Origin of the sequence: Streptomyces sp. NPDC015125, assembly GCF_043080045.1 — a bacterium.
Classification (GTDB): Bacteria; Actinomycetota; Actinomycetes; order Streptomycetales; family Streptomycetaceae; genus Streptomyces.
This window is the reverse complement of the sequence record NZ_JBIBVF010000004.1, coordinates 267,525-294,034: the sequence shown is the minus strand read 5'-3', so window position 1 is coordinate 294,034 and position 26,510 is coordinate 267,525. Positions and strand designations below refer to the sequence as shown.

General features: G+C 71.6%; 21 protein-coding genes. 10 read left to right on the top strand and 11 right to left on the bottom strand.

Annotation, left to right across the window (positions count from 1 at the left end; genetic code table 11):
* The first annotated feature begins 37 nt into the window (after positions 1-37).
* A complete protein-coding gene (locus tag ACF088_RS13450) occupies positions 38-961 on the top strand; it encodes a LysR family transcriptional regulator (protein WP_392375829.1) in 924 nt (307 codons plus the stop codon).
* 19 nt (positions 962-980) lie between these two features.
* On the opposite strand, the gene ACF088_RS13445 is transcribed toward ACF088_RS13450, so the two are convergent.
* From ACF088_RS13445 to ACF088_RS13430, 4 genes are all read right to left on the bottom strand, one after another.
* Complete coding sequence (locus ACF088_RS13445) at positions 981-1,193, bottom strand: EF-hand domain-containing protein (RefSeq protein WP_392375828.1); 213 nt, start codon at positions 1,191-1,193, stop codon at positions 981-983.
* A gap of 82 nt (positions 1,194-1,275) precedes the next feature.
* A complete protein-coding gene (gene uvrA / locus ACF088_RS13440; RefSeq protein ID WP_392375827.1) occupies positions 1,276-3,732 on the bottom strand; it encodes an excinuclease ABC subunit UvrA in 2,457 nt (818 codons plus the stop codon).
* 150 nt (positions 3,733-3,882) lie between these two features.
* Positions 3,883-5,322: an NAD(P)/FAD-dependent oxidoreductase gene (locus ACF088_RS13435; RefSeq protein WP_392375826.1), complete on the bottom strand. Its 1,440-nt coding sequence runs from the start codon at positions 5,320-5,322 to the stop codon at positions 3,883-3,885.
* Complete coding sequence (locus ACF088_RS13430) at positions 5,319-5,516, bottom strand: ferredoxin (RefSeq protein WP_392375825.1); 198 nt, start codon at positions 5,514-5,516, stop codon at positions 5,319-5,321. The genes ACF088_RS13435 and ACF088_RS13430 overlap by 4 nt, the downstream gene beginning before the upstream one ends.
* Positions 5,517-5,640: 124 nt before the next feature.
* Between ACF088_RS13430 and ACF088_RS13425 the strand changes: the two genes are divergently transcribed.
* On the top strand, positions 5,641-6,585 hold the full coding sequence (locus tag ACF088_RS13425; protein WP_392375824.1) for an aminoglycoside phosphotransferase family protein: 945 nt from the start codon (positions 5,641-5,643) through the stop codon (positions 6,583-6,585).
* A 60-nt stretch (positions 6,586-6,645) separates the two neighbouring features.
* On the opposite strand, the gene ACF088_RS13420 is transcribed toward ACF088_RS13425, so the two are convergent.
* Complete coding sequence (locus tag ACF088_RS13420) at positions 6,646-7,767, bottom strand: protein kinase family protein (RefSeq protein ID WP_392375823.1); 1,122 nt, start codon at positions 7,765-7,767, stop codon at positions 6,646-6,648.
* 131 nt (positions 7,768-7,898) lie between these two features.
* Positions 7,899-9,977, bottom strand: a complete 2,079-nt coding sequence (locus ACF088_RS13415; RefSeq protein WP_392375822.1) for a restriction endonuclease — start codon at positions 9,975-9,977, stop codon at positions 7,899-7,901.
* A 455-nt stretch (positions 9,978-10,432) separates the two neighbouring features.
* Between ACF088_RS13415 and ACF088_RS13410 the strand changes: the two genes are divergently transcribed.
* Complete coding sequence (locus ACF088_RS13410) at positions 10,433-10,648, top strand: SCO3870 family protein (RefSeq protein ID WP_392375821.1); 216 nt, start codon at positions 10,433-10,435, stop codon at positions 10,646-10,648.
* Between the two features lie 133 nt (positions 10,649-10,781).
* Complete coding sequence (locus ACF088_RS13405) at positions 10,782-11,216, top strand: VOC family protein (RefSeq protein ID WP_392375820.1); 435 nt, start codon at positions 10,782-10,784, stop codon at positions 11,214-11,216.
* A 24-nt stretch (positions 11,217-11,240) separates the two neighbouring features.
* Here the strand turns inward: ACF088_RS13405 and ACF088_RS13400 are convergent, their stop codons facing one another.
* Positions 11,241-12,803: an AMP-binding protein gene (locus ACF088_RS13400; protein WP_392375819.1), complete on the bottom strand. Its 1,563-nt coding sequence runs from the start codon at positions 12,801-12,803 to the stop codon at positions 11,241-11,243.
* 311 nt (positions 12,804-13,114) lie between these two features.
* On the opposite strand from ACF088_RS13400, the gene ACF088_RS13395 reads away from it, so the two are divergent.
* Positions 13,115-14,944 (top strand): alpha-L-fucosidase, encoded by a 1,830-nt coding sequence (locus ACF088_RS13395; protein ID WP_392375818.1) that lies wholly within the window; start codon positions 13,115-13,117, stop codon positions 14,942-14,944.
* Between the two features lie 341 nt (positions 14,945-15,285).
* On the opposite strand, the gene ACF088_RS13390 is transcribed toward ACF088_RS13395, so the two are convergent.
* Positions 15,286-15,456 (bottom strand): hypothetical protein, encoded by a 171-nt coding sequence (locus tag ACF088_RS13390; RefSeq protein WP_158686011.1) that lies wholly within the window; start codon positions 15,454-15,456, stop codon positions 15,286-15,288.
* A 390-nt stretch (positions 15,457-15,846) separates the two neighbouring features.
* Between ACF088_RS13390 and ACF088_RS13385 the strand changes: the two genes are divergently transcribed.
* On the top strand, positions 15,847-17,271 hold the full coding sequence (locus ACF088_RS13385) for a lipase maturation factor family protein (RefSeq protein WP_392375817.1): 1,425 nt from the start codon (positions 15,847-15,849) through the stop codon (positions 17,269-17,271).
* Here the strand turns inward: ACF088_RS13385 and ACF088_RS13380 are convergent.
* Positions 17,165-18,253, bottom strand: coding sequence for a tetratricopeptide repeat protein (locus ACF088_RS13380; protein ID WP_392376016.1), 1,089 nt, complete (start codon positions 18,251-18,253; stop codon positions 17,165-17,167). The genes ACF088_RS13385 and ACF088_RS13380 overlap by 107 nt on opposite strands.
* 341 nt (positions 18,254-18,594) lie before the next feature.
* Between ACF088_RS13380 and ACF088_RS13375 the strand changes: the two genes are divergently transcribed.
* Together ACF088_RS13375 and ACF088_RS13370 are read left to right on the top strand one after the other, a co-directional pair.
* Positions 18,595-19,818 carry a lactonase family protein gene (locus ACF088_RS13375; protein ID WP_392375816.1) on the top strand — a complete coding sequence of 408 codons (1,224 nt, stop codon included), beginning with the start codon at positions 18,595-18,597 and terminating at the stop codon, positions 19,816-19,818.
* Positions 19,819-19,939: 121 nt separating this feature from the next.
* Complete coding sequence (locus ACF088_RS13370; protein ID WP_392375815.1) at positions 19,940-21,382, top strand: amino acid permease; 1,443 nt, start codon at positions 19,940-19,942, stop codon at positions 21,380-21,382.
* 97 nt (positions 21,383-21,479) lie between these two features.
* Here ACF088_RS13370 and ACF088_RS13365 read toward each other — a convergent pair whose 3' ends face one another.
* Positions 21,480-22,634, bottom strand: coding sequence for an ABC transporter substrate-binding protein (locus ACF088_RS13365; RefSeq protein WP_392375814.1), 1,155 nt, complete (start codon positions 22,632-22,634; stop codon positions 21,480-21,482).
* Between the two features lie 328 nt (positions 22,635-22,962).
* Positions 22,963-23,751, bottom strand: coding sequence for a PaaX family transcriptional regulator C-terminal domain-containing protein (locus tag ACF088_RS13360; protein ID WP_392375813.1), 789 nt, complete (start codon positions 23,749-23,751; stop codon positions 22,963-22,965).
* A 195-nt stretch (positions 23,752-23,946) separates the two neighbouring features.
* Between ACF088_RS13360 and ACF088_RS13355 the strand changes: the two genes are divergently transcribed.
* Positions 23,947-25,617, top strand: a complete 1,671-nt coding sequence (locus ACF088_RS13355) for an acyl-CoA dehydrogenase family protein (RefSeq protein WP_392375812.1) — start codon at positions 23,947-23,949, stop codon at positions 25,615-25,617.
* Complete coding sequence (locus ACF088_RS13350; RefSeq protein ID WP_392375811.1) at positions 25,617-26,444, top strand: crotonase/enoyl-CoA hydratase family protein; 828 nt, start codon at positions 25,617-25,619, stop codon at positions 26,442-26,444. The genes ACF088_RS13355 and ACF088_RS13350 overlap by 1 nt, the downstream gene beginning before the upstream one ends.
* The last annotated feature ends 66 nt before the right edge of the window (positions 26,445-26,510 follow it).

The window sequence follows — 26,510 nt, the reverse complement described above, 5'->3', positions numbered from 1 at the left end:
GTGTGGCACCTCCACACGGTTGCCCTACGCTGCACGCATGATCGATCCCAGGCTCCAGACCCTGCGCGTCCTGCACACCCAGGGCACCGTCACCGCGACCGCCGCGGCGCTGCATCTGACGCCGTCGACGGTCTCCCAGCAACTGCGTCAGCTCTCGGCCCGGCTCGGGCTGGAGCTCCTGGAGCCCACGGGCCGCAAGGTGCGCCTGACACCGGCGGCGTTGGCGCTGGTCGAGCACGCCGATGCGCTGTTCCTGCGCTGGGAGGAGGCCCGCGCGGATCTCGCGGGATACGCGGACGGCGTGGCCGGGCGGCTACGGATCACGGGGGTGGCGACGGCGATCACGGGCGTGATCGCGCCGGCGGCGGCGCGGCTGCGCGAGGAACTGCCGCGGCTGGCCGTGGAGATCGGGGAGGATCCGGACGAGAACCGGTGCGAACTGCTGCTGGCCGGGCGGGCGGATATCGCCGTGGTGATTGTGGCGGAGGGGGCGCCGTCACCGGACGATGCGCGCTTCCTGCAGCACCCGGTGCTGCAGGAACCGCAGGATCTGCTGGTGCCTGCCGGGCACCGGTTCGCCGGGCAGGTGGCACAGGGGGTGACGCTGGCGGAGGCGGGCGGGGAGAGCTGGATCCGCGCCGGGGATCCGGCCGATCAGCATCGACTGCTGCTGACCGCCTGCGCCACCGCGGGCTTCACCCCGCGGGTGCGCCATCACGCCGTCGACTGGAGCGCGGTCGCGGCGCTGGTCGCGCACGGCTTCGGGATCTGTCTGGTGCCGCGGCTGGCGCCGGTGCCGGAGCGGTACCCGGTCGTCAGGGTGCCGCTGCGCGGGGAACCCCTCCCCGTACGGCGGTTCGTGGCAGCCGTCCGTCGCGGCAGCGAGCGGCAGCCTCCGATCGCCCGCGGGCTGGCGGCGCTGCGCGCGGCCGCGGACGAACGGGAGGCGAAGGGGGTGTGAGAAAAGGCGGGTGCGCAGGTCAGTCCTGCAGGGCCTGCCAGAACTCGTCGAAGGACATCTTGCCGTCGCCGTCGGTGTCCTTGGCCCGGATGACGGCCTCGGCGATCGGGCCGGTGACGAACGGGTCGCCCATCACGGCCATCGCGTGCTTGAACTCATCCGGCGTGACCTGGCCGTCGCCGTCCGCGTCGAACCGGTCGAACGCCGCCCTGGCCTTCTCGATGTCTGCCATGAGAGGTGCCCCCTTCGTGGTGCTGCGCAGTGCTGCGCGGTGTTGTTGCCTGGTGATCTGACCTGCGTACATTAGCGGACCGTCAAGAGGCGTCCGGCCGCGCCCTCCGCCGTGCCAGATAAGGGGCGGTACGGCTCTTCGGCGCCGCTGCGACCTCGGCCGGGGTTCCGGCCGCCACGATCCGGCCGCCGTCCGCACCGCCGCCGGGGCCGAGGTCGATGACATGGTCGGCGCCCGCGACCACCCCCATGTCGTGCTCGACGACCACGACGGTGTGCCCGGCGTCGACCAGGCCGTGCAGCTGGCGCAGCAGCACCTCGGTGTCGGCGGGGTGCAGTCCGGTGGTGGGCTCGTCGAGGAGGTAGAGGGTGTGGCCGCGGCGGGTCCGCTGGAGTTCGGTGGCGAGTTTGATGCGCTGGGCTTCGCCGCCGGACAGCTCGGTCGCGGGCTGGCCGAGCCGTAGATAGCCGAGGCCCACATCCTGGAGGGTGCGCAGGCTGCGGGCCGCCGCGGGGAGATCGGCCAGGAAATCGGCGGCGGCGTCGACGGTCATCGCCAGGACGTCGGCGATGGTCCGGTCCCGGTAGGTGATCTCCAGGGTTTCGGGGCGGTAGCGGGCGCCGTGGCAGGCCGTGCAGGGCGCGTACGTACCGGGCAGGAAGAGGAGTTCGACGGCGACGAAGCCCTCGCCCTGGCAGGTCTCGCAGCGGCCACTGGCGACGTTGAAGGAGAACCGTCCGGCCGTGTACCCGCGGGCGCGGGCCTCGTCGGTGGCGGCGAAGACCTTGCGTACCGCGTCGAAGAGCCCGGTGTAGGTGGCGAGGTTGGAGCGCGGGGTCCGGCCGATCGGCTTCTGGTCGACGCGGACCAGCCGGTCGATCGCCTCCAGGCCCTCGGCGGCGGTGAGCCGGGCACGGGCCATCGGTCCGGCGGCGTCGCCGTCGGCGGCGTCCGGCTGCTCCTCGCCCGCGCCGAGGTGGTCCCGTACGGCGTCCGCGAGCACCCGGGTGACCAGCGTCGATTTACCCGATCCCGAGACGCCGGTGACGGCCGTGAAGACGCCGAGCGGAAAGGCCGCGTCCAGGCCGCGCAGATTGTGCAGGGTGACGCCGCGCAGCGTGAGGGTGCCCGAGGGGCTGCGCACCGCGCGTGCGGCGAGTGGTGCGGGCTCGAAGAGGAACCGGCGGGTGGCGGAGGCGGGGGCGTTGGCGAGTGCGGCGACGGGGCCGCTGTGCAGGACCTGTCCGCCGTGTTCCCCGGCATGCGGACCGACGTCCACGATCCAGTCGGCGCAGCGCACCACGTCCATGTCGTGCTCGACGACGAACAGCGAGTTACCCGCTTCCTTGAGCCGCCTCAGGACCGTCAGCAGGGACTCGGTGTCGGCGGGGTGCAGGCCGGCGGACGGCTCGTCCAGGACGTAGACGACGCCGAAGAGGCCGGAGCGCAGCTGGGTGGCCAGCCGCAACCGCTGGAGTTCGCCGGCCGACAGGGTGGGCGCCGGCCGGTCCATGCTCAGGTACCCCAGGCCGAGTTCGGTGAGGACGTCGATGCGGGCCACCAGGTCGCGGGCCAGTACCGGTGCCACCTCGTCGTCGGTCCGCCCGGCGGTGGGCCGCAGCAGCTTTGCGAGGGCGTTCAGCGGGCGGCCCGCGAGGGTGGCGATGTCGTGGCCCTCGAAGGTGACGGCCAGCGCCTCGGGGCGCAGCCGCCGCCCGTGGCACACCGGGCAGGGCTCGGCGACCATGAATCCCTGGACGCGCCTGCGCAGGGTCTCGCTCTTGGAGTCGGAGAAGGTGTGCAGCACATAGCGCTTGGCGCTCATGTACTGGCCCTTGTAGGGGCGTTGGATCCGGCCCACGTCGCGGACCGGGTGCACGGTGACGACGGGCTGTTCGTCGGTGAACAGGATCCAGTCCCGGTCGGCCTGGGCCAGCTCACGCCAGGGCCGGTCGATGTCGTACCCGAGGGCGTCGAGGATGTCACGGAGGTTCTTGCCCTGCCAGGCCCCGGGCCAGGCGGCGATGGCGCCCTCGCCGAGGGTGCGCGAGGGATCGGGGACGAGGGAGTCCTCGGTGACGCGGTGGACGGTGCCCAGACCGTGGCACTCCGGGCAGGCGCCGGCCGCGGTGTTGGGCGAGAAGGCGTCGGAGTCGAGCCGCTCCGTCACCCCCTGTGGGTAGTCGCCGGCCCGGGAGAAGAGCATGCGCAGGGTGTTGGAGAGGGTGGTGACGGTGCCGACCGAGGAGCGGGAGGTGGGCGCCGAGCGGCGCTGTTCCAGGGCGACGGCGGGCGGCAGTCCGGTGATGTCCTCGACCTTGGGCGCGCCGACCTGGTGGATCAGGCGCCGGGCGTAGGGGGCCACCGACTCGAAGTAGCGGCGTTGGGCCTCGGCGTAGAGGGTGCCGAAGGCGAGGGAGGACTTACCGGATCCGGACACCCCGGTGAACGCGACCAGCGCGTCCCTCGGGATGTCCACATCGACGGAGCGGAGATTGTGCTCACGGGCGCCGCGCACCCGTACGTACGAGTCGGCCATGACCCCATGATCGGGCACGAGCCCCGGTGGTCGGGCACCGTCCTCGGTGGTCGGGCGTCGCGTCCTCCGTGGTCGGGCGCGGTCCTGCGTAGTCCCGCACGATCAGTCATGGTCGGGCGGGGCGGGCTCGGTCGGTCGTGGTCGGCGCGGTCAGTCGGCCGCCGTGGCGGCATGGATCCGCTTGCGCGCCTCCTCCCAGGGCAGCGGGGTGGCGACGACCGCGCGCAGCGCCCGGACCTGGCGGGGCGGGAGCCCGGCCGCGAGCACGCCGATGGCGTGGCCGTCCCGGCCGTAGAGCGCAAGGGCACGGCGCTCCGCCCGGTCCAGGACGGTGGTCTCGACCCGGTCGGCGCCCGTGGTCAGCCCGTACGCCTGGATCTTGACGGCGTACTGGTCGGACCAGAAGTACGGCACGGGGGCGAACGGGCGGCGCTCCGGGGCGGGGGCGGCGTCCTCGGTCCCGGCGGGGGCGGGCGCCTCCGCGGCGAGTTCGGCCAGGAGGTTGCGGGCGGCGGCCATGCCCTGTTCGGTGGCGTTCATCCGGTGCTCGAAGCGCAGCGGGCGGCCGTGGACCGGATGGTCCCAGCGGGCCACGTCGCCCGCCGCGTAGATGCCGGGGGCGGCGGCGCAGTAGGCATCGCAGCGCAGCCCGTCGGTGGTGTCCAGGGCCGGGTCGTCCAGCCACTCGACGGCGGGCCGGGAGCCGATCGCCAGCAGCACGAGATCGGCCGGCAGCCGGCTGCCTCCCCCTCCCCCGGCGGCTACGCCCCCGCTGCCGGGGGGACCCCCACCGGCCAGTCGTACGGCGGTGACCTGCGGGCCGTACGTACCGCCCGGGTCCGCGGGCGCCGTCTCGAAGCCGTCCACCGCTCCGGTGAGCAGCCGGACGCCGCGGGCGCGGTGCTCCTCGGCGAGCAGCGCGCCGACCTCGGTGCCGACGGCGGCGGCCATAGGCGTCGCCGCGACTCCGACGAGGGTGACCTCGTGCCCCAACTCCCGTGCCACCGCGGCGGCTTCACAGCCCAGTACGCCGTTTCCGACGATCACCAGGCGCCGGCCGCCTCCCGCTCCCGCTCCCGCTCCCCCTCCCCCACTGGCTACGCCCCCATTGCCGGGGGGACCCCCACTGGCCACGCCCCCACTGGCGGGGGTACCCCCGCTGGGTGCCAACCGGTCCCGCAGGGCCAGCGCGTCGTCGAGGGTGCGCAGGGTGTGCACTCCGGCGATGCGGTCGGCGCCGGGCAGGGTACGGGCCGTGACGCCGGTCGCGATGATCACGCCGGCGCAGCCGAGCTGCTCGCCCCCGTCGAGGGTGAGGGTGCGGCCGGCCACGTCGAGCCCGGTGGCGCGGGTGCCGAGCCTCAAGTCGAGTTCGAGCGGGGCGAGCTGGTCCGCGGTGCGCAGCAGCAGCTTCTCCGGCTCCCAGGCGCCGTGCAGCAGCTGCTTGGACAACGGCGGCCGGTCGTACGGGAGATGGGGCTCGTCGCCGATGAGGGTGAGCGGGCCGCGCCAGCCGAAGCGGCGCAGTGCCTCGGCCGCGGCGAGACCGGCCGCCGAGGCACCGACGACGGCGATCGGCAGGCCGGTCATGCGTCCACCACCTCGATCACGGCGGCCGGGCAGATGGCCGCCGCCTCACGGACCGCTTCGTGCTGCCCGGCGGGCGGTTGGGCGTCGAGCAGCACCACCACGCCGTCCTCGTCGCGCTGGTCGAAGACCTCGGGGGCGATCAGCACGCACTGGCCGGCGGCGCAGCACTTGTCGGCATCAAGGGTGATCTTCACGTCAGTGGGCTCCGTTGCTGTGAGTGGGCATGGGGAAAACGGCCGGGACGTCCCAGGAGTGCCCGGCGGCGGGCGGTACGCCTCTCCCCCTCGTCAGCCCGTCGGCCGCGACTACGCTGCCCGGATGGCGCACTCACCCGGCTCCGGCCTCTTCCCCGCAGGGCTGCCCGTGGTCCGGCAGATGGGCCGGACCGCCTCCGGGCGGGCCTGGCTCGACCGGCTGCCCGGGATCGTCCGGGGGATCGAGGAACGCTGGGAACTGCGGCTCGGCGCCCCGTTCCACGGCGGCAGCTGCTCCTGGGTGGCGCCGGCCGAGCAGCCCGGCGGCGGGTCCGCCGTACTCAAGGTGACCTGGCCGCACCGCGAGGCCGACGGCGAGGCCCCCGCGCTGCGCGCCTGGGACGGCAGCGGCGCCGTACGGCTGCTGCGCCGGTCCCGCGAAGAGGGCGCGCTCCTGATCGAACGGTGCCGCCCCGGCATCCCGCTCGGGGAATCCGCGCTCCCCTCGGCCGAGCGGCTCGACCTCGCCGCGGGGCTGCTGCGCGAGCTGTGGGCCGCGCCCCCACCGCCCGACGGCGAACTGGAGCGGGTGGACCTGGTGTGCGCCGAGTGGGCCGACATCCTCCAGGAGCGGATGCTGCGGCTGCGGCCGGGCTATGACCCGGGGCTGGTGGCGCTCGGCGCCGATCTGCTGCGCACCCTGCCGGCGACGGCCGCCCGGGAGGTCGTGGTGCACGGGGACTTCAACCCGGGCAATGTGCTGGCGGCGGAGCGCCGGCCGTGGCTGGCCATCGATCCGAAGCCGATGGTCGGTGACCCGGCGTACGACCCGTGGCCGCTGCTGACGCAGCTCGACGTTCCTTTCGCGCTCCCGGACCCACGGCGTGCGCTCCGCATGCGGTACGCGCAGGTGGCCGACGTGCTCGGCGAGGATCCCGGGCGCTTGCTCGCCTGGTCGGTGGCGCGCGCCGTGGAGAGCGCCCTGTGGAGCGCCGATCACGACGATGTACCAGGCGGGGCCGAGGAATTGGCGGAGGCTCAGCTGCTGGCCGGGCTCGCCGGATTGTGATCTTCGAGGGAGTGCGGGAGCGACGGGGCATCATGGAGGTCGGTCGCCCCCGGAGGGCCGTCAGCCGGGGGACGAGCCGGCAAGGCTGTACGGCCCGCCGACCCGGCGGATCTCTTCCAGCGGGTACGGCGTCTGCCTGCTCTCCTTCTGAAGCTTGCGGTAGAAGTCCGCCATCACCGCGGCGAGCGGCGCATGCCGGGCGATGACCGCCGCGACCGGGCCCGGGATTCCCGAAGGAGGCTCGCCGGCGGCGCATGCGCGCACCCATGCGTCACGGTCGTCCTTTGCATACCCGTACAGAGCGGTGACCAGCCAGTGCACCAGGTGCGTGACGGTGTAGCAACGGTCATAGGTCCGATGCCGGTCGAAGAAGCCGGCCTCGTCCCGCGACAGCTCGAACCGGGAGGAGACCGCGAGGCCGTAGTCCGTGAAGAAGAGGCGACGGCCGTCGGTCAGGATGTTCTCGAAGTGGGCGTCGAAGTGCAGGAGTCCGCGCGCGTTCATGAACGAGGTGCCGGCTTCCAGCTCCCTCTCCACCATGACGCACGCCCGGCCGGCCGCCTCGTCACCCGCTTCGAGCTGAACGCCCATCCAGTCGTGCAGGTTCTGCGGGAGGTACTCCAGGAACAGCGCGAGCGTCGCCGAGGACCCCTGAAGCGCCTCGATACGGTTACGCACCTCCGCTCCCCCGCCCCAGTAGGCGACGGCCCGTTCCACGTCCGCCCGTTCCACGTCCGCCCGTTCCTCGGGAAGCGGCGTCGCCGTGCCCGGCAACACCCGCCAGTGATACATCAGGGGGAAGCCCTCGTACTCCCCCGCCAGCACCCAGTTCGTCGTCATGGTGTGCACGGCCAGCTCCCGCCAGGCCCCGAAGCCCGGGCTGCCGATGCCGTACTGGAAGAAGGGCGGCAATCCGAACACATTTGCCGTGGACCGGACGTTTTCCGGCAGTCGCTCCCGGTCGGTGAGGGGCACCTGCTTCACGAAGACCGGAGTTCCGGATACGTCCAGCAGCACCGACTTCCCACCGATACCGGAGCCGAGCGGTGCGGCCGCTTCCACGAGCTCGCGCAGTCCGCGATCACTGCACAGGGCCAGGGAGGTGGACACGCCACTGTGGGCGGCCAGACGAGCACCGCGGGACAGGTCGGGGAACTTCACCATCGCCTCCATGGCCTCCATCGGTTCAGGGTGTCCTGCCCGCACAGCTCGCCCACTGCGGCCGCATCGGAGCTCTCCGGCACGGGCAAGAGTTGACGCACACCGTCCGGGTCGCGGGGCGCGGGCCCGGGCCCGGGCCCGCGCCCCGGCCCTCAGGCGACCTCGATGCCGTACTCCTGCACCAGCGCTTCCAGGCCCCCGGGGAAGCCCTTGCCACCGATCACGAAGTCCCAGTCGCCACCCGCCCGTTGGCGGAACGAGCCGAGGACCAGCGCCGTCTCACCCCGGCGCCCGTCCGACACCTCCAGCCGGCCCAGCTCCTGCCCCGACGCGTCCAGCAAGCGGATCCGGGCGTCGGTGAAGCCGGAGAGATCGGCGTCGGGGTTGACCTGGGGGTCGATCGCCGCGACCAGGACCAGCCGGTCGGCGGCCGGCGGCAGCGCCTCGAACCGCACCTGCATCGCGGCCCGGTCGGGGGCGAAGCCGGGCAGCATCCGGACCGAACCATCAGGGCTGCGGGGGTTGTTGTAGAAGACGAAGTGATCGTCGCTGAGCACGCCGGACCCCTTGCACACCAGGGCACAGACATCGAGGGCGACCTCGCCGGACCAGTTCATACCGAGGATGTTGTGGTCCGCCGCCTCGTCGGCGGCGGAGGAGTCGGACGGGGCGACGGCGCCGAGCCGTCCGCGCAGCCCGTAACGGCCGAGCAGATCGACGAGTTCGGATCCGGCGATAAGGCTGAGCGGTTTGCCGTTGGCGAAGGTGTGGGCGCCGGGCCCGAACCGGGAGGTGGTCACCAGCACCCCCTTGTTGGCGCCTTCGGACTGGACGGTGCCGTACAGGTCGCGGACGGCCGTCGGCGGGACGGTGTTGCGGTAGCGCTTGACCTGCACAATGATCTTGCCGCCGCGGATCGGGTCGGGGTCCAGCGCATCCACGTCGACCCCGCCGTCGCCGGACCGCTGCGTGGTCACGGCCTGCATGCCCATGGCGCGGAACAGCTCGGCGATCAGGTTCTCGAAAGCGATCGGATCCATCTCGTACAGATCCGGTTCGCTCTCCGTGCCGTGCGAGACGACCCCGCCGCCCACATCCCCCGGCAGGCGCACCGGGCGTACCGCGGTCCGCTGGTCGGGACGGGCGGCGAGCTGCCCGCGCAGCCCTTCGGTCAGACACTCCACCGCACCGACCTGTTCGAGGTGGAAGGTGTCAAAGGCGCTGCGGGGCGCCATGACGGTCGCGAGATACACCTGGGCCGGGCGGCCGGTCACCGGGTCCACATCGTCCACGAAACCGTTCAGCGCCACCGAGTCCAGCGTGCCGTGGCCGTCGGCCGCGAAGAGGTCGCGCAGCACCAGCAGCACGCTCTGGGCCAGCACGTCGCGGTAGAGCGCCCGGCGCTGCGCGGCCGGCCGGGCGGTCTCCTTCTCCTGGTCGGCGCCGGGCAGATAGCGGACGGACTTGGTCTCCGGGACGATGTCGTAGCCCGGGAGCTCCCAGTCCAGGACGAGCTGACGGGCCGTCGGGTCGTATGCCGCCGCGATCTGCCGGGGAAAGCCCTCCGGCCAGGCCGTGGAGGAGTACAGCGCGGCGGAGAAGTACTCGACGGCCGCGTCCGCGTCACCGCCGCGCAGGCCCGAGAACAACTCCTCTATGCCGGAGTTGTGCTGCCGGACCTCGGCCAGGGCGCCCGCGGCCCACTGGTCGTACTGCTGCCGGTAGGAGGCGAGTTGGGCCTGCCGGCGGCTCTCCGCGGCCTGCGCCGTGTACCAGTCCTGCTCGTAGCGGGCGCGGGCCTCTTCCTGGGCACGGTCACGGCGGGCGCCGAGGTGCCAGCCGCCCGTCGGCGCGTGATAGCGGGCCGGGTCGGGCATCGGTACCGGCGTGGCGAGGGCGCCGGGCGCGAACTCCTCGATCCGCTCGGGGCGCAGCAGCGCGGCGGCGGAGAAGGCCGGAGCGCGGCAGCCGTCGGCGAGCAGGCCGGTCAGTGCGGCGACGCGGGCGTCCAGTTCCTCGGTCCGCCGACGGGCGTCGGCCTCACGTTGCTGCCGGTAGGCCGTCTGCCGCTCACGGTGCATCCGCGCCATGGCGCGTTCGGCGTCCCGTGCCTGCCGTTCCTGGTCGCGCTGCTGCTGTGCTCGCGCGCGGCGCTGGGCTTCCTGCTGACGCTGCTGCTGTCGCTGCGCCTCGGCCCAGACGGCCATTAATCCATGGGAACGGCGGCTCATATCGCTGTGTGTCCTCCCCCCGGGGCGGGCTGCCCCCGGAACCCTGTGGAAGCGGTTCACCTGCGTTGTTGGGTGAGACTTTAGCGGGGGAGCGAGCGGCTGGTCACGGTCGGGTACGAAGATTCCGCCCCCTTCGCACGGTGCCCGCCGACGCCGTCTCCGGAACCACTCCGGGCGTCGCCCGGCCGCTGTTGCGGGCGGGCAGCACCGTCATGGGGACTGCCTTTCCTGCGGATGACCAGCGCATCGGCATCCACCCTTCCGGTCCTCGCGGTACGGGTCGATTTCCTCCGGAGTAATACGGCAGCCACCGGGCGGGGGCGCCAGTTGCTGCGCAGCGAACCAGGACCTCGGCACGGCCTCGCCGTTGGCCAATTCCAAGTCCGATCACCGCATGACGAGATCGCTTTAGACTCGACGGACACCGTGCCGGTTCACAGCTAAAAGGAGATGGAATGACACAGCCTCCCCTGACACAGCCTCCCTTCGCCGCCCTGTCCACCGCGATTGCGGGGCTCGGGACCGCACTGGGCTTCCTCGCAGTCCAGCTGCGTGCAGACGGTTACGAGCAGTACGTCGAGTCGGTGGCCACCGCCAGCGTCGTGATGTGGACCACCGCCTGCCTGACGGTCGTGACGTGGGTTCGCCACCGCCAGATGAACTCGAACTGAGCTCCCCACACACCGACGGGCGCCGGGGCATCAGCCCCGGCGCCCGTTGCGCGCGGTGCCCCCGATCGTCACACAGGAATTGCCGACGTTGCAGTGCCGACGTTCCATGAACACTTCTCAGTAGAGTCCGGCCATGGCATACACCTTCCAGGTAACTGTTGACTCGGCCGACCCGCACTCCCTCGCCGACTGGTGGGCCGATGCTCTCGGCTGGGAAGTGGAGCCGAGCGACGAGACGTTCATCCGCCGGATGATCGCCGAGGGCCAGGCGAGCGAGGAGGACACCACCACCCACCACGGCACCCTCGTGTGGAAGGCCGGCGCCGGGATCCGCCATCCGGAGGGCCTGGACCGGGCGCCGCGCATCCTCTTTCAGCTCGTGACGGAGCCCAAGGTGGTCAAGAACCGCGTCCACCTGGACGTGCGCACGGGTCCCGACGATCCCCACGCCGTGGTCGAGCGGCTGATTGCCAAGGGGGCCACGCTCCTGCACCACGGCAAGCACGGTCCCTTTGCGTGGACCACACTCGCCGACCCGGAGAACAACGAACTCTGCGTATCGCCATGACGCAAGGGCGGGCGGGCCGGACGCTCAGACCGCGCCGTCGTGCTCCGCCCAGTACGGGTCCCGCAGCTGCCTCTTGAAGAGTTTTCCCGACTCGTCACGCGGCAGCAGCTCCTCGAAGACCACGGCCCGGGGGACCTTGTACCCGGCGAGCCGCTCGGCGACATGGGCGCGTACCTCCTCGGCGCTGAGCAGCACCCCGGGCTCGGTCTGCAGATGGGCGGCGAGGATTTCGCCGAACTCCTCATCGGGGATACCGAAGACCGCCACGTCACGGACCCCGTCGAGGGCGAGCAGGCAGCCTTCGATCTCCGCGGGGTAGATGTTGACGCCGCCCGAGATGACCATGTCGTTCCGGCGGTCGCTGAGGAAGAGATAGCCGTCCGCGTCGAGATGGCCGATGTCGCCGATGGTGACGTAGCCGGGCAGGCCCGGCGCTTCCATGGCGGCGCGCCGGCCGGGGTCGCCGAGGTAGCTGAACCGGGGCCAGCCGTCGCCGGGTTTCAGGTAGATGTCACCGGTGGCTCCGGCCGGCAGCGGCTTCTTGTCGGGGCCGACGACCGCCACCCCGCAGGTTCCGGTGGCGCGTCCGACGGTGCCGGGGTGGGCCAGCCACTCCGCGCTGTCGCACCATGTCACGGCGCCGGTCTCGCTGCCGCCGTAGTACTCCCGCAGTACCGGCCCCAGCCAGTCGATCATGGCGTGTTTGATATGCGGCGGACAGGGCGCCGCGGCATGGACGACGGAGGTGAGCGAGGACAGGTCGTAGCGCTCGCGTACGTCCTTCGGCAGCCGCAGCAACCGTACGAACATGGTGGGCACGACCTGCACCTGCTCGATGCGGTGGTGGGCGATCAGCCGCAGGAACTCCTCGGCGTCGAAGCGCGGCATGAGGGTGATGTCCAGGCCGGCCGCGAGGGCGAGGACGGCGTGCTGGCTGGGAGAGGCGTGGTAGAGCGGGGCGGGGATGAGCGTACGTCCGCCGGGGGCGACGGCGAAGTACTCCAGGAATAACCGCACCCCTTCTTCGAGCTGGTGGGGAGCGACGGGTTCGCGCAGAACTCCCTTGGGAAGCCCGGTGGTTCCCGAGCTGTAGATCACGGTGGGCGGGCGTTCCCCGGCGGCCTGGTCCAGCGGAGCGAAACCTTCCAGCCACCGGTCGAGCAGCGGGTGCTCTCCGGTGGCGGGAGGTACGGCGATCCGGCAGGCGGCCGCGACACCGGCGGGAACGGCGGCCTCGACGATCCGTACACCGTCGGGGAGCACGGCGGTCACCGCGTCCAGCATGTCGCTGTGCACAAAGACGACCTTGCTGCCGCTGTCGGTGAGCACATGCCGCAGGTCGTCATGCCGGAAATGCCAGTTGACGGGTACCGCCGAGGCGCCCAGCAGGGCGGCCCCGGCGGTGATCTCCAGATGGGCGGGCTCGTTGCGCATCACGACGGCGATCCGGTCGCCGGGCTCAACTCCCGCCGCCCGCAGTCCGGTGGCGATCCGCGCCGCACGGTCGAGGAAGGACGGATAGTCGCGTTCATGACCCGCGCAGCGGATGGCCGGGGCGCCGGCGGCGGGCGGGACGACGGCTTCCATGGTGCCTCCAGTAAGTGCGACCGGAAGGCCCATTGAACCGACAAGTCCGGTGGTTATCCAGAGCACCCCCGCCAGGCCGGCACTCCCCCGGGCCATCGGCGGCGTCTCTTTCGGCCGCTCTCCCCCGACGCCCCACTTAGATCCGAGGTCTTGTGCCGCTCCGGCCTCCACCTTCCCCAACTTCCGTCCATTTTCGGATAGATGCTCCGATGTTTGTCGCGTCCGGGGTCTTCCGGTCAGGGTTCGAGGGCTGCACCATGCGGGATGGCACAGGAGGCACGTACGTGACCAACTGACCCGAGGAGCGAGCGATGCACAGCCGCACAAGACCGTTCCGGCTGCTGGGGCTCATGGGGGTGCTGGGCGCCCTGCTGCTGGCCGCAGGCAGCCCCGTGGCCGCCGCCAAGCCCCCGCCGCGGCCCGCCGCCGGCCCCGGATCCAACCACGCGACCGACGATCCCTTCACCTCGTCGCGCACCTCGTGGTGGCGTCAGGACCGCTTCGGGATGTTCATCCACTTCGGCGCGTACTCCCACCTGGAGGGTGAGTACACCCGGCCCGACGGCACGGTGTGCCGCAACGCGGAGTGGATCAAGCGCGAGTGCCGGATCCCGGACGACGTGTACGAGGAGCAGGCCGCCGCCTTCAACCCGTCCGCCTTCGACGCCAAGGCGATCGTCCGGGCGGCCAAGGACGCCGGCCAACGCTATATCGTCATCACGGCCAAGCACCACGACGGCTATGCGATGTGGCCGACGCGGCAGAACACCTGGAATCTGCGCGACCACTCCTCCTTCGACCCGCACCGCGACATCCTCGCCGAGCTGAAGAAGGCCGCCGACGCCGCCGGAATCAAACTCGGCTTCTACTACTCGATCTGGGACTGGCACGACCCGGACTTCGCCGACCCGGCGACCTTCCCGCGCTACAAGGAGCGGATGTACGGCCAGCTCAAGGAGCTGATCGACAGCTACGACCCGGCGCTTTTGTGGTTCGACGGCGAATGGGACGCGGACGACCCCACCAACCGCTGGTCGCGTCAGGACGGTGCCGACCTCCAGGCGTATCTGCACGGACTGGACCCCCGTCTGATCATCAACAACCGCGTCGGCAAGCGCGAGGTGGTCGACGGGGACTTCGGCACGCCGGAGCAGGAGATTCCGGCGGAGCCCGTCGACGGGCAGCTGTGGGAGAGCTGTATGACGCTCAACGACCACTGGGGCTTCGCCAGGTACGACACCCACTGGAAGCCGGCGGCGACGGTGGTGCGCAACCTGCTGGAAGTGGCGAGCCGCGGCGGCAACTATCTGCTCAACGTGGGCCCCGACAAGTTCGGGCGCATTCCGCAGCCGTCCGTCGACCGGCTGCGCGAGACCGGTCGGTGGCTGGGGGCGTACGGCCAGGGCGATGCGGTCCACGGGGCCGGCCACACCGGGCTGGTGGCGGCCCCGTCCTGGGGCACGGTCTCCCGGCGGGGCGACTCGCTGTACGCCTCGGTCACCTCCTGGCCGGCCGCCGGCGCGGCCCTCCACCTCACCGCCAAGGGGCGGTTCGAGATCACCGCGGCCCGGGTGCTGGGCAGTTCTCAGCAGGTGAAGGTCGCCCGGGCCGGTGACGGCTTCGACCTCACCCCGTCCGGCACCGCCACCGGTCCCCTTCCGACCGTCATCCGGCTCACGATCACACCGCCGCCCGCGGCACCCGCCGGCACCGGCAACGGCCTGACGGCGCAGAGCTGGGCGAACGGCTCCTTCACCGGCCCGCCCGCGGTGACCACCGTCGACCCGACGGTGAACAAGGCCTACCGCTTCGACGGATCACCGGACCCGGCGATCCCCGCCGATCGCTTCAGCACCCGCTGGACCGGCAGCATTCAGCCGCGCTTCGACGAGACGTACACCTTCACCACCGTCTCCGACGACACCGTACGGCTGTGGATCGACGGCAAACCGGTGATCGAGAGCACCACCCCGCACGGCCCGAAGGCCGACAAGGGGACCGTCACCCTGCGGGCCGGTCACCGGCACAGCATCCGGATCGACTACACGGAGCAGACCGGTGAGGCCTATATGAAGCTGCTGTGGTCCAGCCCGAGTCAGCCCCAGCAGATCGTGCCGCAACGGCAGCTCTACGACGACTGACCACGGTGCTAGCGGCTGACCCCGGCCGTACCGGCCGACCACGGCGCTAGCGGCTGACCACGGCCGTACCGGCCGACCCGGCGTCACGGGCTGCCCGGGCCCTCCGTGCCGTGCCGACCGGCGGGTCGGCCTGTACGGCCGTGAGGGAGGGAAAGGTTGCGCCCCCGATTGGGCCGTTCGGGTCGGTTCGGGCTCCCGGGGATATCCGGGTTCGCTCCTGCGGTGGAGCCGCCGGTCGACGCCGACGAGCTCACCCGGCTGCTGTGTCTTGCTCGGGCGCCGGCCCTGACCCCGGAGGAGGAGGCCCACGGGTCAGGGCCGGTGCCCGAGCGATGGGTGATTCAGTCGATGCCGCGGAAGATGTTCGGCTCGGCGGGATCGTCATCGCAGCCGGCGAGGCGCACCGGGGCGCAGCGGTCCCAGACTTCCAGATTGCGGACTTCCTTGATCCGACCGGGCCGCTCGCCCTGCTTCAAACGGGGCTGCTTGTGTTGAGCCTTGTGCAATGCCACCACGCACTCCTTCTTCTGAGGTACTGGTCCGACGCGGTGGCGCCTTTTTCACAAACCGGGAGGTCAGCCAAGGTTTGTGGCGTTCCCGCGACGGGCCAATGGTGTTGGCGTCTCCCAGAAAGGTCGTCCGTCGCCCCTCAGAGTAACGAGGCCGCACTCCGCGCGCTCGGCGTTTCCCGGCGGCAAAGACACGTCATCGGAAAATGCGGATACGGCCCCGCTGAACGAGGGGAAAACGGGCGGATTATGTGACGCACATCACTCACTCCAATGGCCCTCAGGTTGCTGCATTCGCCCCGATCCCTACGCTGAAGAGTGAGCGACGGATCCGGCTCCCGTCGCCGCGCGCCATGCTGCGGGGCACCGGGTGGCAGTGCTACCCATGGGCGGGTGGCATGGTTCTCGGATTCCGGTTACTGGCTCGGGCGGCTGGTCTTCCAGCGCATGCTGGCCGTGCTCTACGTGGTCGCGTTCCTCGCGGCGGCCCGGCAGTTCCGGGCGCTCATCGGCGCGCGGGGCATGCTGCCGGTGCCCGCATTCGTGGCACGGGTGCCGTTCCGCGCGGCGCCCTCGGTCTTTCACCGGCACTATTCGGACCGGTTCTTCGCCCTCTGGTCATGGGGCGGCGTGCTGCTGGCCGCGGCCGTGGCGGCGGGGGCGGCGGACGCCGTGCCGCTGTGGGCGTCGATGGTGCTGTGGGCCGTGCTGTGGGCGATGTATCTGTCCATCGTGAACGTCGGGCAGACCTGGTACGGCTTCGGCTGGGAATCGCTGCTGCTGGAGGCCGGCTCGCTCGCGGTGTTCCTCGGGAACGGGGAGATCGCTCCCCCGGTGACCGTGATGTGGCTGCTGCGCTGGCTGCTGTTCCGGGTGGAGTTCGGAGCCGGGCTGATCAAGATGCGCGGCGACCGCTGCTGGCGGGATCTGACCTGCCTGTACTACCACCACGAGACGCAGCCGATGCCCGGCCCGTTGAGCTGGTTCTTCCACCATCTGCCGGCACCCCTCCACCGGGTGGAGGTGGCAGCCAACCATGTCGCCCAACTCGCCGTTCCCGTCCTGCTGTTCACTCCGCAGCCGCTCGCGGGATGGGCCGCGGTCGCGATGGTCGTCACCCAGCTGTGGCTGGTGCTGTCCGGCAACTTCGCCTGGCTGAACTGGGTGACCATCGCGCTCGCCCTGTCGGCCGCCGCCCCGCTGTGGGGCGGGCCGTCCACGCCGCTGCCCGCGCCTCCGGTGTGGTTCGAGGTCCTGGTCCTCATCGCCACGGCCGGGGTCCTCGTACTCAGCTATCGGCCGGCGCGCAATCTGCTGGCCCGGCAGCAGATGATGAACACGTCCTACGAGTCGCTGCATCTGGTCAATTCGTACGGGGCCTTCGGCAGTATTACGCGAGTGCGCCGGGAAATCGTTGTGGAGGGGACCGCGGACGCGGTGACCGGGCCGGAGACGACATGGCTCCCCTATGAATTCCGTGGCAAGCCGGGCGAGGTACGGCGGCTGCCGCGCCAATTCGCGCCGTATCACCTCCGGCTGGATTGGCTGATGTGGTTCGCCGCGCTGTCACCGGCCTATGCGCGGTCGTGGTTCGTACCGTTCGTCGCGCGGCTCCTGGAGAACGACCGGGACACGCTGCGGCTGTTGCACAGCAATCCGTTCCCGGATCTGCCGCCCGCCCGGATCAGGGCCCGGGTCTTCCGTTACCGCTTCACGACCTGGCGGGAATTGCGGGAGACCCGGGCGTGGTGGCATCGCACCGAGGAGCGGGAGTTTCTGGCGCCGATTGCGCGGTCAGCTCTGCACGGAAGGCGATGACCATATCGCGGGCGTGGCGCAGTCCGATGCGGGTGAAGTCCCCTTCCAGGGCGGCGAGTTCGGCCAGGGTCTCGTCCCGGTCGCGGCCGAGGCGGGCGCGGGACTTGGCCAGGCCGAGACGGGAGAGCGCCACCCCGCGGGGCTCCTGCATCTCGCGGAACTCCCGCAGCGAGAGGGTGTACGTCTCGCGCGCCGACTCGTAACGGCCCGCCCGGTAGAACACATTGGCGCGCATCTTGTGGTTGTACGCGAGCGCGCTGGCCAGGTCCATGGTGCGGCAGATGGCCTCCGCTTCGGACAGCAGCGTCAGCGCCCGCTCCGTCTCGCCCTGGACGGACAGGACATCGGCGACGCCGCGCAGCGACCAGGCGCGCCCACGGAAGTCATCGGCCTCGGCGGCGATGCGGGCGGATTCCTCGAACAGCTCCAGGGCCTTGTCGTAGCCGCCGGTGTTGCGGTGCATCTGGGCTATGCCGGACATCGCCCAGACCATGTGCCGGGCCTCGCCGTGCGCCCGGCCCTGTGCGAGCAGCTGCTCGTGGAGTTCGGCGACCGCGGCGTAGTCGCCCTGTATGCGGCCGGTCTCGGCGAGGCCGGCGAGCGAGTAGCCGTGGGCGAGGCGGTCGCCGCTGCCGTCGGCCAGCGTCACGGCATGGGTGAGCAGCCGGCGGGCGAGCGGCAGGGTGCCGCACTGGCGGGCCAGGGTGCCGCCGCTCCACAGCGCCCAGGCCATGGCACCCCGGTCACCGGCACCACGGGCGCTGCGGTAGCTCTCCCGCCAGGCGTCGCCCGCCTGCGTCACCCGGCCGAGCCGCCGGTTCGCCTCGGCGACCGCGAGCGCGGCCCGGGACCGCTCCAGCGCCGTGCCGGCCTCGGCATGCGCGCGGCTCGCCGTCTCCAGCACCTCCTCGTAAGAGGAGTTCACGCCCAGTGCCGTGCCCAACTCGCCCTGATATTCCGGGGCGAACGCCTTGCCGTACATAAATACCCGTGGCCTCTCGATCATTTTTGTGCCTTGATCAACAAACTACGAGCAGTGGGGGGTCCGGCGAATCAGTCCGCGTATGGGTTGTGTTGTACGACTCGAGTGCTACGGGCGGGGGCCATGGTCATCATGGGGATGTAGGGGGATCTCAGGGTCACCCCCGGCGGGCCGGGGTACCGCCATGGCGTTGCACCTCGTGCCACTCGGGTGGCGTCACTTGCCGGAGCGGGCGAGGACGGGCCACCCTGCTGCCACGACCCCCCGATCACGGACCACCGACCACCGACCACCGAACCACCCGATCACGGACCACCGACCGCCGAGCACCGAGGTGTGGCATGAGCGCAGCGCGTACGGGAACGCAGGCCGGGACAGGGATCAACCGCATCAACCGCAGGAGGTTCCTCGGCGTCGCGGCGGGGCTGGCCGCGGCCGGCGGGGCAGGCGGGGCGGGTCTGCTGACGATGGGGGGTCCGGCGCCCGGGCACGCCACCCGGCAGACCGCCGGGCACCACCGGCGCCGCATCCGGCCGCTCTTCCTGGGGACGTACACCTCGGCCGAGGGCGGCGGGGCCGGTGTCGGACTCGGTACGTACGACACCGTGACCGGCCGGATCACCGGCACCGGTGTCGTCAACGGGGTCGCCGACCCCTCCTACCTCGCCCTGGCACCGTCCGGCCGCACCCTCTACGCCGTCGACGAGCAGGAGCGGGGCGGGGTGACCGCGATGGCGCTGGCACCGGACGGACCGCCCACGGTGCTGGGTACCCGGTCCACCGGCGGCGCCGGCCCCTGTCATCTGTCGGTGCACCCGAGCGGCCGCTGGCTGCTCAGCGCCAACTACCTCTCCGGCAGCGTCGCCGTACATCCGGTCGACCGCGCCACCGGTGCCCTGGGCGAGCGCACGGAGCTGGTCACCCACTCCTGGCCGGCGCCCGGCCCCGGCCAGGACGGTCCGCATGCCCACCAGATCATCACCGCCCCGGACGGCCGGCATGTGCTCGCCGTCGATCTCGGCAACGACACCGTCTACACCTACCGGCTGGACGAGTCGGCCGGAGAACTCACCCAGGTGTCGTATGCATCGCTGCGGCCCGGCGCCGGCCCCCGGCATCTGACGTTCCACCCGTCGGGCGCCTTCGCCTATCTGGCGAACGAGGTCGACAACACGGTCGTGGTCTGCCGCTACCACCGGGGAACCGGGCGGCTGACCCCCGGTGCGCCACAGTCCACGGGGACCGGCCCGGGCACCAGCTATCCGGCGCAGATCCTGGTCACCAGGGGCGGCGACTTCGCCTTTCTCGCCAATCGCGGTCACAACAGCCTCACCCGCTATGCCGTGGAGGCGGCCGGGGCGCGGCTGCGGCTGCTGGACACCGTGCCGGTGGGCGGGGACTTCCCCCGGCAGATCGCCTTTTCGCCGGATCAGCGCTGGCTGTTCGCGGCGAACCAGAAGTCGGGGTCGGTGACGGTGTTCTCGGTGGACGCCCGGACCGGGTCGCTGCATCGCACCGGCGCGCCGTTTGCGGCTCCGGTCCCGGTATGCGTCCTGCCGCTGTGAGGGCGGATCACGGCCCCCCGCGACACCCCGGGTGCTGACACACCCCAGGTGCTGCAATACCGCGGATGCCGAAACACCGCGGCAACAGTCCTGCACGGTTGGCCGATTAGCGTCGGCTTCCATGAGCACGGGAACGGTACGGGACGACGGCACGACGAAGACCGGGGCGCCGACGGGGCCGGGCGGTCTGCGGCAGGGGCTCCAACGCCGCCATATGCAGTTGATCGCGCTGGGCGGGGTGATCGGGGCCGGGCTGTTCGTCGGCAGCGGGGTGGTCGTGCGGTCCACCGGTCCGGCCGCCGTGCTGTCCTTCCTCGCGGCCGGCGTGCTCACCGTGCTGATCATGCGGATGCTGGCCGAGATGACCGTCGCCCGCCCGGCACTGGGGTCCTTCTACGCCCATGTCCGCGAGGCTCTGGGGCTGCGTGCGGGCTTCACGGTCGGCTGGCTGTACTGGTACTTCTTTGTGATCGTGGTGGCCGTGGAGGCGGTGGCCGGCGGCCGGATCGTCCAGCTGTGGCTTCCCGGGGCTCCGCTGTGGGCGGTCAGCCTGGTGCTGATGACGCTGCTGACCGCGACGAATATGGTCTCGGCGCGCTCCTACGGCGAGTTCGAGTACTGGTTCTCGTCGGTGAAGATCCTGGCCATCGTGGTGTTTCTCCTGCTCGGCGCCCTGTTCGTACTGGGGCTGTGGCCGGACGCCCCCGGCGGGCTGGGCAATCTGACCGCGCACGGCGGGTTCGCGCCCGAGGGCGTCGGCGCGGTGCTCGCTGCCGTCGTGCCCTGCATCGGATTCTTCACCGGCGCGGAGATCGTCACCATCGCGGCCGCCGAGTCGGTCGAACCGGAGCGGGCGGTGGCGGGGGCGATCCGGTCGATCGTGCTGCGGGTGGTGGCCTTCTACGTGCTGTCGGTCTTCCTGGTCGTCGCGGTGGTGCCCTGGACGTCGAAGGCGATCGAGGTGAGTCCGTACGCGGCGGTGCTGGACCGTCTGGCGGTGCCCGCGGCGGGCACGGTGATGAACGCCCTGGTGCTGATCGCCGTGCTGTCCTGCCTGAACTCCGCGCTCTATACGTCCTCCCGGATGCTGTTCGCGCTCACCCGGCACGGGGATGCGCCCCGTGGATTCACCAAGGTCAGCGAAAGCGGGGTACCACGCCGCGCGCTGCTGGCCGGGACTTCGGCCGGCTATCTTTCGGTGATCGCGGCCTGGATCTCACCCGATGTCGTCTTCGAGTTCCTGATCAACTCCTATGGCGCGATTGCCCTGTTCGTCTATCTGGCGATCGCGGTCGCGCAGGTCCGGTTGCGGCGGAAGCTGGAGCGCACGGAACCGGAGCGGCTGACGCTGAAGATGTGGCTCTTCCCCTGGCTGAGCTGGGTGACCATTGCGCTGATGGCGCTGGTGACCGGGGCGATGGCGTTCTTGCCGGACAGCCGCTCGCAGTTCTGGCTGAGTCTGCTGACGGTGGCCGTGGTGCTGGCCGGGTACGAGCTGCGCCGCAGGAAGGGGCCGGACGGTGCGCCGCAGCCGGAGGACTGCCGTCCCGCGGCTCGGCGGTGATCCGCCCGCCGGGGGGGGGGAGGCGGGCCGGCCGGCCGCGCGGTGCCGCCGCTGAGAAGAAGCGGCGGGCACCGCGTCGGCCCGGCGCGAGTCCCGGTCACTGCTGGGAAGCGGCCCCGCCCCAGCTCTGGGTAATGGCGAGCTTGGCATTGCTCTGCTGGGTCTCGGTCGGGAAGCTCGGCGTGCCGGAGACCTTCGGCAGCTTCGCCGCCGCGGTCTTGTCGAGCTTTCCGGCCTTCTTCATGGCGTCCATCAGAGCCGGGCGGGCGAACCCCTTGAGTCTGAGGTTCTGGCCCTCGGGACTGTAGAGGAACTCCTGCCACAGGCGGGCGGCCGCGGGGTGCGGCGCATCCTTGTTGATGGCCTGCGAGTAGTACTGGGAGAACTTGCCGTCCGAGGGGACCGTGACCGTCCAGTCGAGGCCCTTGGACTTGAACACGTCGGTGTACCCGGCGTTGAGGTAGTCCCAGTCGATGCTGATCGGCGTCCGGCCCTTCTCGATGGTGGCCGAGGTGGATTTGACCGGCGCGAGAATGCCGTTTTTCTTCAGTTTGGTGAAGAAGTCTATGCCGGGCTGGATGTCGTCGAAGGAGCCGCCGTGGGCGAGGGCTGCCGCGTACACGGCGCCGAAGGCCGAACCCGACGTGGTAGGGCTGCCGTTGAGCGCGACCTTCCCCTTGTACTGCGACTGGAGCAGATCCTTGAAGCTGGTCGGGCAGGTCTGCACCCGCTTGGCATCGCAGCCGAAGGAGATATAGCCGCCGTAGTCGTTTGCCCAGCGGCCGATCGAGTCCCGCTGGACATCGGGGATGTCGGCGAAACCGGCGACCATGTACGGCGCGAGCAGCCCGTCCTGGGCGGCGCTCTGCGCGAAGGAGCTGCCGAGGTCGAGGACGTCGGGCGCGTTGTCCTGGCCCTTGCGCGAGGTGACCGCTTTGATCTCGTCCTGACTGGCGCCCTTCGGGTTCTCGACCTCGACCTTGATGCCGTACTTCTTTGTGAAGCCGTCGATCAGGCCGCCGTAGTTGGCCCAGTCGCGGGGCAGCGCGATCGCATGCAGCGTGCCTTCCTTCTTGGCCGCCTCGGCCAGGGCGTCGATGCCGCCGACGGCCTCGGCCGTGGTCGCGGTGGCCGCGTTCTTTCCGTCCGCGGTGTTCGCGTCGGAGCCCGCGCCACATGCGCTGAGGGCGAGTGCGGCGGGGATGGCGAGGACGCCGGTGAGGACGACTGTCCTCGGCAGGGACACGGTCACGGTCTCTCCAGGGGTGCGCACAGAGGGTTGAGGGGGATTCATGCGGGGCCACACAGGGGATGTACGTGGGGGGTGAGCACCTGCCCGACCGCTTGTCTGACAAGTCGGGCCTCAGTAGGCCCAACTATGGTGTCCGGCAGGTAAACATTGGTAAAAGTAGTGACTCCGATTCGCTCGTAATCGCAGCTCGCGGGGGTCACCACGGCACCTCGTACGGGCCGGCCGCGCTGCACACCCTGCGCACAACTGCGCGGGTCTCAGGAAGCGGGGCGGCGCGCCGAGAGGCGATCGCCGACGAGCTGAAGCGAGCCGATCCACCAGACACTCCCTATTCGGCCAGGTACTGCCGCAGCAGATCGCGCAGATCGGTCTCGAACGCGGCGTACCGGCGGCGAAGCCGGTCGCCGGGCCAGGCCTTGGGCAGGAGTTCGGCGGGGAGCAGGGGGTCGGAGAGGAGATGGCGGAGTGCGGCCGCGGCGATGGTGAAGCGATCGGCGGGGGCGTCGGCGCGCTCCAGTGCGGAGGCCAGGGCGCGGGCGCGGCGCGCCCATCCGGTCAGGTCCCAGAGCCGGGCGGCGAGCGCGGCCGGGTCGCCGTCCGGGGCGCCGGTGAGCCAGGTGCACTGCTCGGTGACGACGGCGGGCCGGGGCCGGTCGAGGTTGGCGGGGCGCAGCCAGCTGCCCTCGCGGAGCTCGGCCAGCCGCAGCGCCGCCATGGCCTGGCGCAGCGCGGTACGTTCGGCCGGCGGCCGGCCTTCCGCCGTGGCGACCACGGCGATCTCCCAGTCCCCGCTCCAGGTGCGGGTCCGCGGTGAGCGGCTCTCGTCCTGCCGGGCCTGGCGCGCCAGGAGGCGGGTGGTGAGGGTGTAGGAGCCGTCGTCCTGCCGCAGGTCGTCGGCGGCCACCATGCGGGAGAGCGCGACCCGGACGGTGCCCTCGGCGATGCCGAACAACTCGCCCACCCGTACCAGGGCGCGCGCGGGCAGTCGTGGCGGGTGGTGGCCGAGGAGAGTGCTCAGCACGATCGAGCGTGCGGTGAGCGGCCGCAGCGCGAGGGCGGCGGCCTCGGTGTCGTCAAAGGCGCCGGTGCCGTGAGGGGTGCCGGTGTCGTCGTTCATATGTGCAGGAAACTCTAAGGGGTGTCTCCCCGATCTCCATGAGCCCGCGAGGCCTGGCACCGCAGGCCGGGCCGCGGAAGTCGGGGAGACACCCGCTGGCGACACCGATCGGCAGGACGTCCTTCGGCAGGACAGCGCAGCACAGCGGCGCATTACAGCCTTCCCACGACTGTTCAGGTTCTGTAACGTCAAGGTATGACCGTCACTCATGAAGTCGTGAATCAGGCTCCGCCGCTGACCGGGTTCAGCACGGCGGACGAGCCGGCCCTGAGGGAGGCGCTGGTCCGGGACGGCGCCGAGTGGGGCACCCGGGAAGTGGCCGAGCTCGGCGCGCTGGCCGGTTCCCCGGCGGTGCAGGACCAGGCCCGCTGGGCGGAGGAGCAGCCGCCCCGGCTGCACACCCACGACCGCTTCGGACACCGCATCGACGAGGTCGCCTTCCACCCCGCCTGGCATCAGCTGATGACCGTTGCGGTGGAGCACGGTCTGCACGCCGCGCCCTGGGCCGACGACCGCCCCGGGGCGCATCTGGTGCGGGCCGCGAAGTTCTATGTCTGGTCGCAGGCCGAGGCGGGGCACGGCTGCCCGGTCTCGATGACGTACGCCGCCGTCCCCGCGCTGCGTGCCGCACCGGACCTCGCCGCACGGTACGAGCCGCTGCTCGCCGCCCGCAGCTACGACTTCGGGCTGCGGGCGCCGCTGACCAAGTCGGGCCTGATCGCGGGCATGTCGATGACGGAGAAGCAGGGCGGCTCCGACGTACGGGCCAACGCCACCCGCGCCGTCCCGGCCGGCGACGGCACCTACCGCCTCACCGGCCACAAATGGTTCACCTCGGCGCCGATGAGCGATGTCTTTCTGGCGCTGGCGCAGACCGAGGAGGGCCTGGGCTGCTTCCTGGTGCCGAGGGTGCTGCCGGACGGCGCGCTCAACGGCATGCGGCTGATGCGGCTCAAGGACAAGCTGGGCAACCGCTCCAATGCGTCCTCCGAGATCGAGTACGACGAGGCGGTGGCCTGGCCGGTCGGTGAACCGGGCCGCGGGGTGCGGACCATCGTCGAGATGGTGAACATGACCCGGCTGGACTGTGTGCTGGGGTCGGCCGCCGGAATGCGGGCGGGGCTGCGGCAGGCACTGCACCACACCGCGCACCGGCAGGCCTTCGGACGGGAGCTGGACCGGCAGCCGCTGATGCGCTCGGTGCTCGCCGACCTGGCGGTCGAGTCGGAGGCGGCGACCGTGCTGGGGATGCGGCTGGCGACGGCGGTGGACCGTTCGCAGGCCGGGGACGCCGGCGAGACGGCGCTGCGCCGGCTGGCGCTGGCGGCCGGGAAGTACTGGGTGTGCAAGCGGGGCAGCACCCATGCGGCGGAGGCGCTGGAGTGCCTGGGCGGCAACGGCTATGTCGAGGATTCCGGCATGCCACGGCTCTACCGGGAGGCGCCACTGCTGTCCATCTGGGAGGGCTCGGGGAATGTCGCCGCGCTCGATGTGCTGCGGGCACTGGGCAAGGAGCCGGCCGCGCTGGATGCGTTCTTCGCGGAGGTGGAGACCGCGGCCGGCGCGGACCGTCGGCTGGACGCGGCGGTGGCCGGGGTCCGCAAGATGCTCGGCGGGCTCGCCGATCCGGAGCGGGCGCAGCTGATGGCGCGGTCGCTGGCGGAGCGGATGGCGCTGGTACTGCAGGGTTCGCTGCTGGTGCGGTACAGCCACCCGGCGGTGGCCGATGCGTTCTGCGCCTCGCGGCTCGACGGGGAGTGGGGCAATGCCTTCGGCACCCTGCCGGGCGGCGCCGATCTGGCCTCGATCCTGGAGCGCGCCCGGCCGGGGACACCCGATGCGGCCGCGGCCGGGAGCGGGGCCTGATGTCCGTACGGGTGGAGCGCGCCGGGCCGGTGACGACGGTGGTGCTGTCCCGGCCGGCGTCGCGCAATGCCGTGGACGGCGCGACGGCCGCCCAACTCGCCTCCGTCTTCCGGGAGTTCGACGAGGATGAAGGCGCCCGGGTCGCGGTGCTGTGGGGCGAGGGCGGGACGTTCTGCTCCGGTGCCGACCTCAAGGCGATCGGCACCGAGCGCGGCAACCGTGTGGCTCCGGACGGGGACGGGCCGATGGGGCCGACCCGGATGCGGCTCGGCAAGCCGGTGATCGCGGCGGTCGCCGGCCATGCGGTGGCCGGCGGCCTGGAGCTGGCGCTGTGGTGCGATCTCCGGGTGGCGGAGGAGGACGCCGTCTTCGGGGTGTTCTGCCGGCGCTGGGGAGTGCCGCTGATCGATGGCGGCACGGTGCGGCTGCCACGGCTGATCGGCGCGAGCCGGGCGAGGGACCTGGTGCTGACCGGGCGCCCGGTCCCGGCCGCCGAGGCGCTGGACATCGGTCTCGTCCATCGTGTGGTGCCGGTCGGGACGGCCCGCGCCGAGGCGGAGCTGCTGGCGGCGGAGATCGCCCGCTTCCCGCAGGCGTGTCTGCGCAGCGACCGCGCCTCCCTGCTGGACCAGGAGGGCCGGGACGAACAGTCGGCGATGGCCGCGGAACTCCGCTACGGCCGGGCGGTGCTGGCCGAGTCGATGGAGGGCGCGGCGCGATTCGCCGCGGGAGCGGGGCGGCACGGGGCACCGGACGGGAGCCCGGAGAGGCCGGACAGGAGCCCGGAGACGCCGGACGGGAGTCAGGGCGCGGCCGGCCCGCCCTAGGAGAGTCGTGAAGATGTTGGGTTCCGGCCCGCCGGGTGAGCGGCGGGGCCGGACTCGTTCGTGTGG

Excerpts from the sequence above, each read along its gene's own strand:
- ACF088_RS13450 (WP_392375829.1), top strand. The coding sequence starts at position 38 with ATGATCGATCCCAGGCTCCAGACCCTGCGCGTCCTGCACACCCAGGGC.
- ACF088_RS13445 (WP_392375828.1), bottom strand. The coding sequence starts at position 1,193 with ATGGCAGACATCGAGAAGGCCAGGGCGGCGTTCGACCGGTTCGACGCG.
- uvrA (WP_392375827.1), bottom strand. The coding sequence starts at position 3,732 with ATGGCCGACTCGTACGTACGGGTGCGCGGCGCCCGTGAGCACAATCTC.
- ACF088_RS13435 (WP_392375826.1), bottom strand. The coding sequence starts at position 5,322 with ATGACCGGCCTGCCGATCGCCGTCGTCGGTGCCTCGGCGGCCGGTCTC.
- ACF088_RS13425 (WP_392375824.1), top strand. The coding sequence starts at position 5,641 with ATGGCGCACTCACCCGGCTCCGGCCTCTTCCCCGCAGGGCTGCCCGTG.
- ACF088_RS13420 (WP_392375823.1), bottom strand. The coding sequence starts at position 7,767 with ATGGAGGCCATGGAGGCGATGGTGAAGTTCCCCGACCTGTCCCGCGGT.
- ACF088_RS13415 (WP_392375822.1), bottom strand. The coding sequence starts at position 9,977 with ATGAGCCGCCGTTCCCATGGATTAATGGCCGTCTGGGCCGAGGCGCAG.
- ACF088_RS13410 (WP_392375821.1), top strand. The coding sequence starts at position 10,433 with ATGACACAGCCTCCCCTGACACAGCCTCCCTTCGCCGCCCTGTCCACC.
- ACF088_RS13405 (WP_392375820.1), top strand. The coding sequence starts at position 10,782 with ATGGCATACACCTTCCAGGTAACTGTTGACTCGGCCGACCCGCACTCC.
- ACF088_RS13400 (WP_392375819.1), bottom strand. The coding sequence starts at position 12,803 with ATGGAAGCCGTCGTCCCGCCCGCCGCCGGCGCCCCGGCCATCCGCTGC.
- ACF088_RS13395 (WP_392375818.1), top strand. The coding sequence starts at position 13,115 with ATGCACAGCCGCACAAGACCGTTCCGGCTGCTGGGGCTCATGGGGGTG.
- ACF088_RS13380 (WP_392376016.1), bottom strand. The coding sequence starts at position 18,253 with ATGTACGGCAAGGCGTTCGCCCCGGAATATCAGGGCGAGTTGGGCACG.
- ACF088_RS13375 (WP_392375816.1), top strand. The coding sequence starts at position 18,595 with ATGAGCGCAGCGCGTACGGGAACGCAGGCCGGGACAGGGATCAACCGC.
- ACF088_RS13370 (WP_392375815.1), top strand. The coding sequence starts at position 19,940 with ATGAGCACGGGAACGGTACGGGACGACGGCACGACGAAGACCGGGGCG.
- ACF088_RS13360 (WP_392375813.1), bottom strand. The coding sequence starts at position 23,751 with ATGAACGACGACACCGGCACCCCTCACGGCACCGGCGCCTTTGACGAC.
- ACF088_RS13355 (WP_392375812.1), top strand. The coding sequence starts at position 23,947 with ATGACCGTCACTCATGAAGTCGTGAATCAGGCTCCGCCGCTGACCGGG.
- ACF088_RS13350 (WP_392375811.1), top strand. The coding sequence starts at position 25,617 with ATGTCCGTACGGGTGGAGCGCGCCGGGCCGGTGACGACGGTGGTGCTG.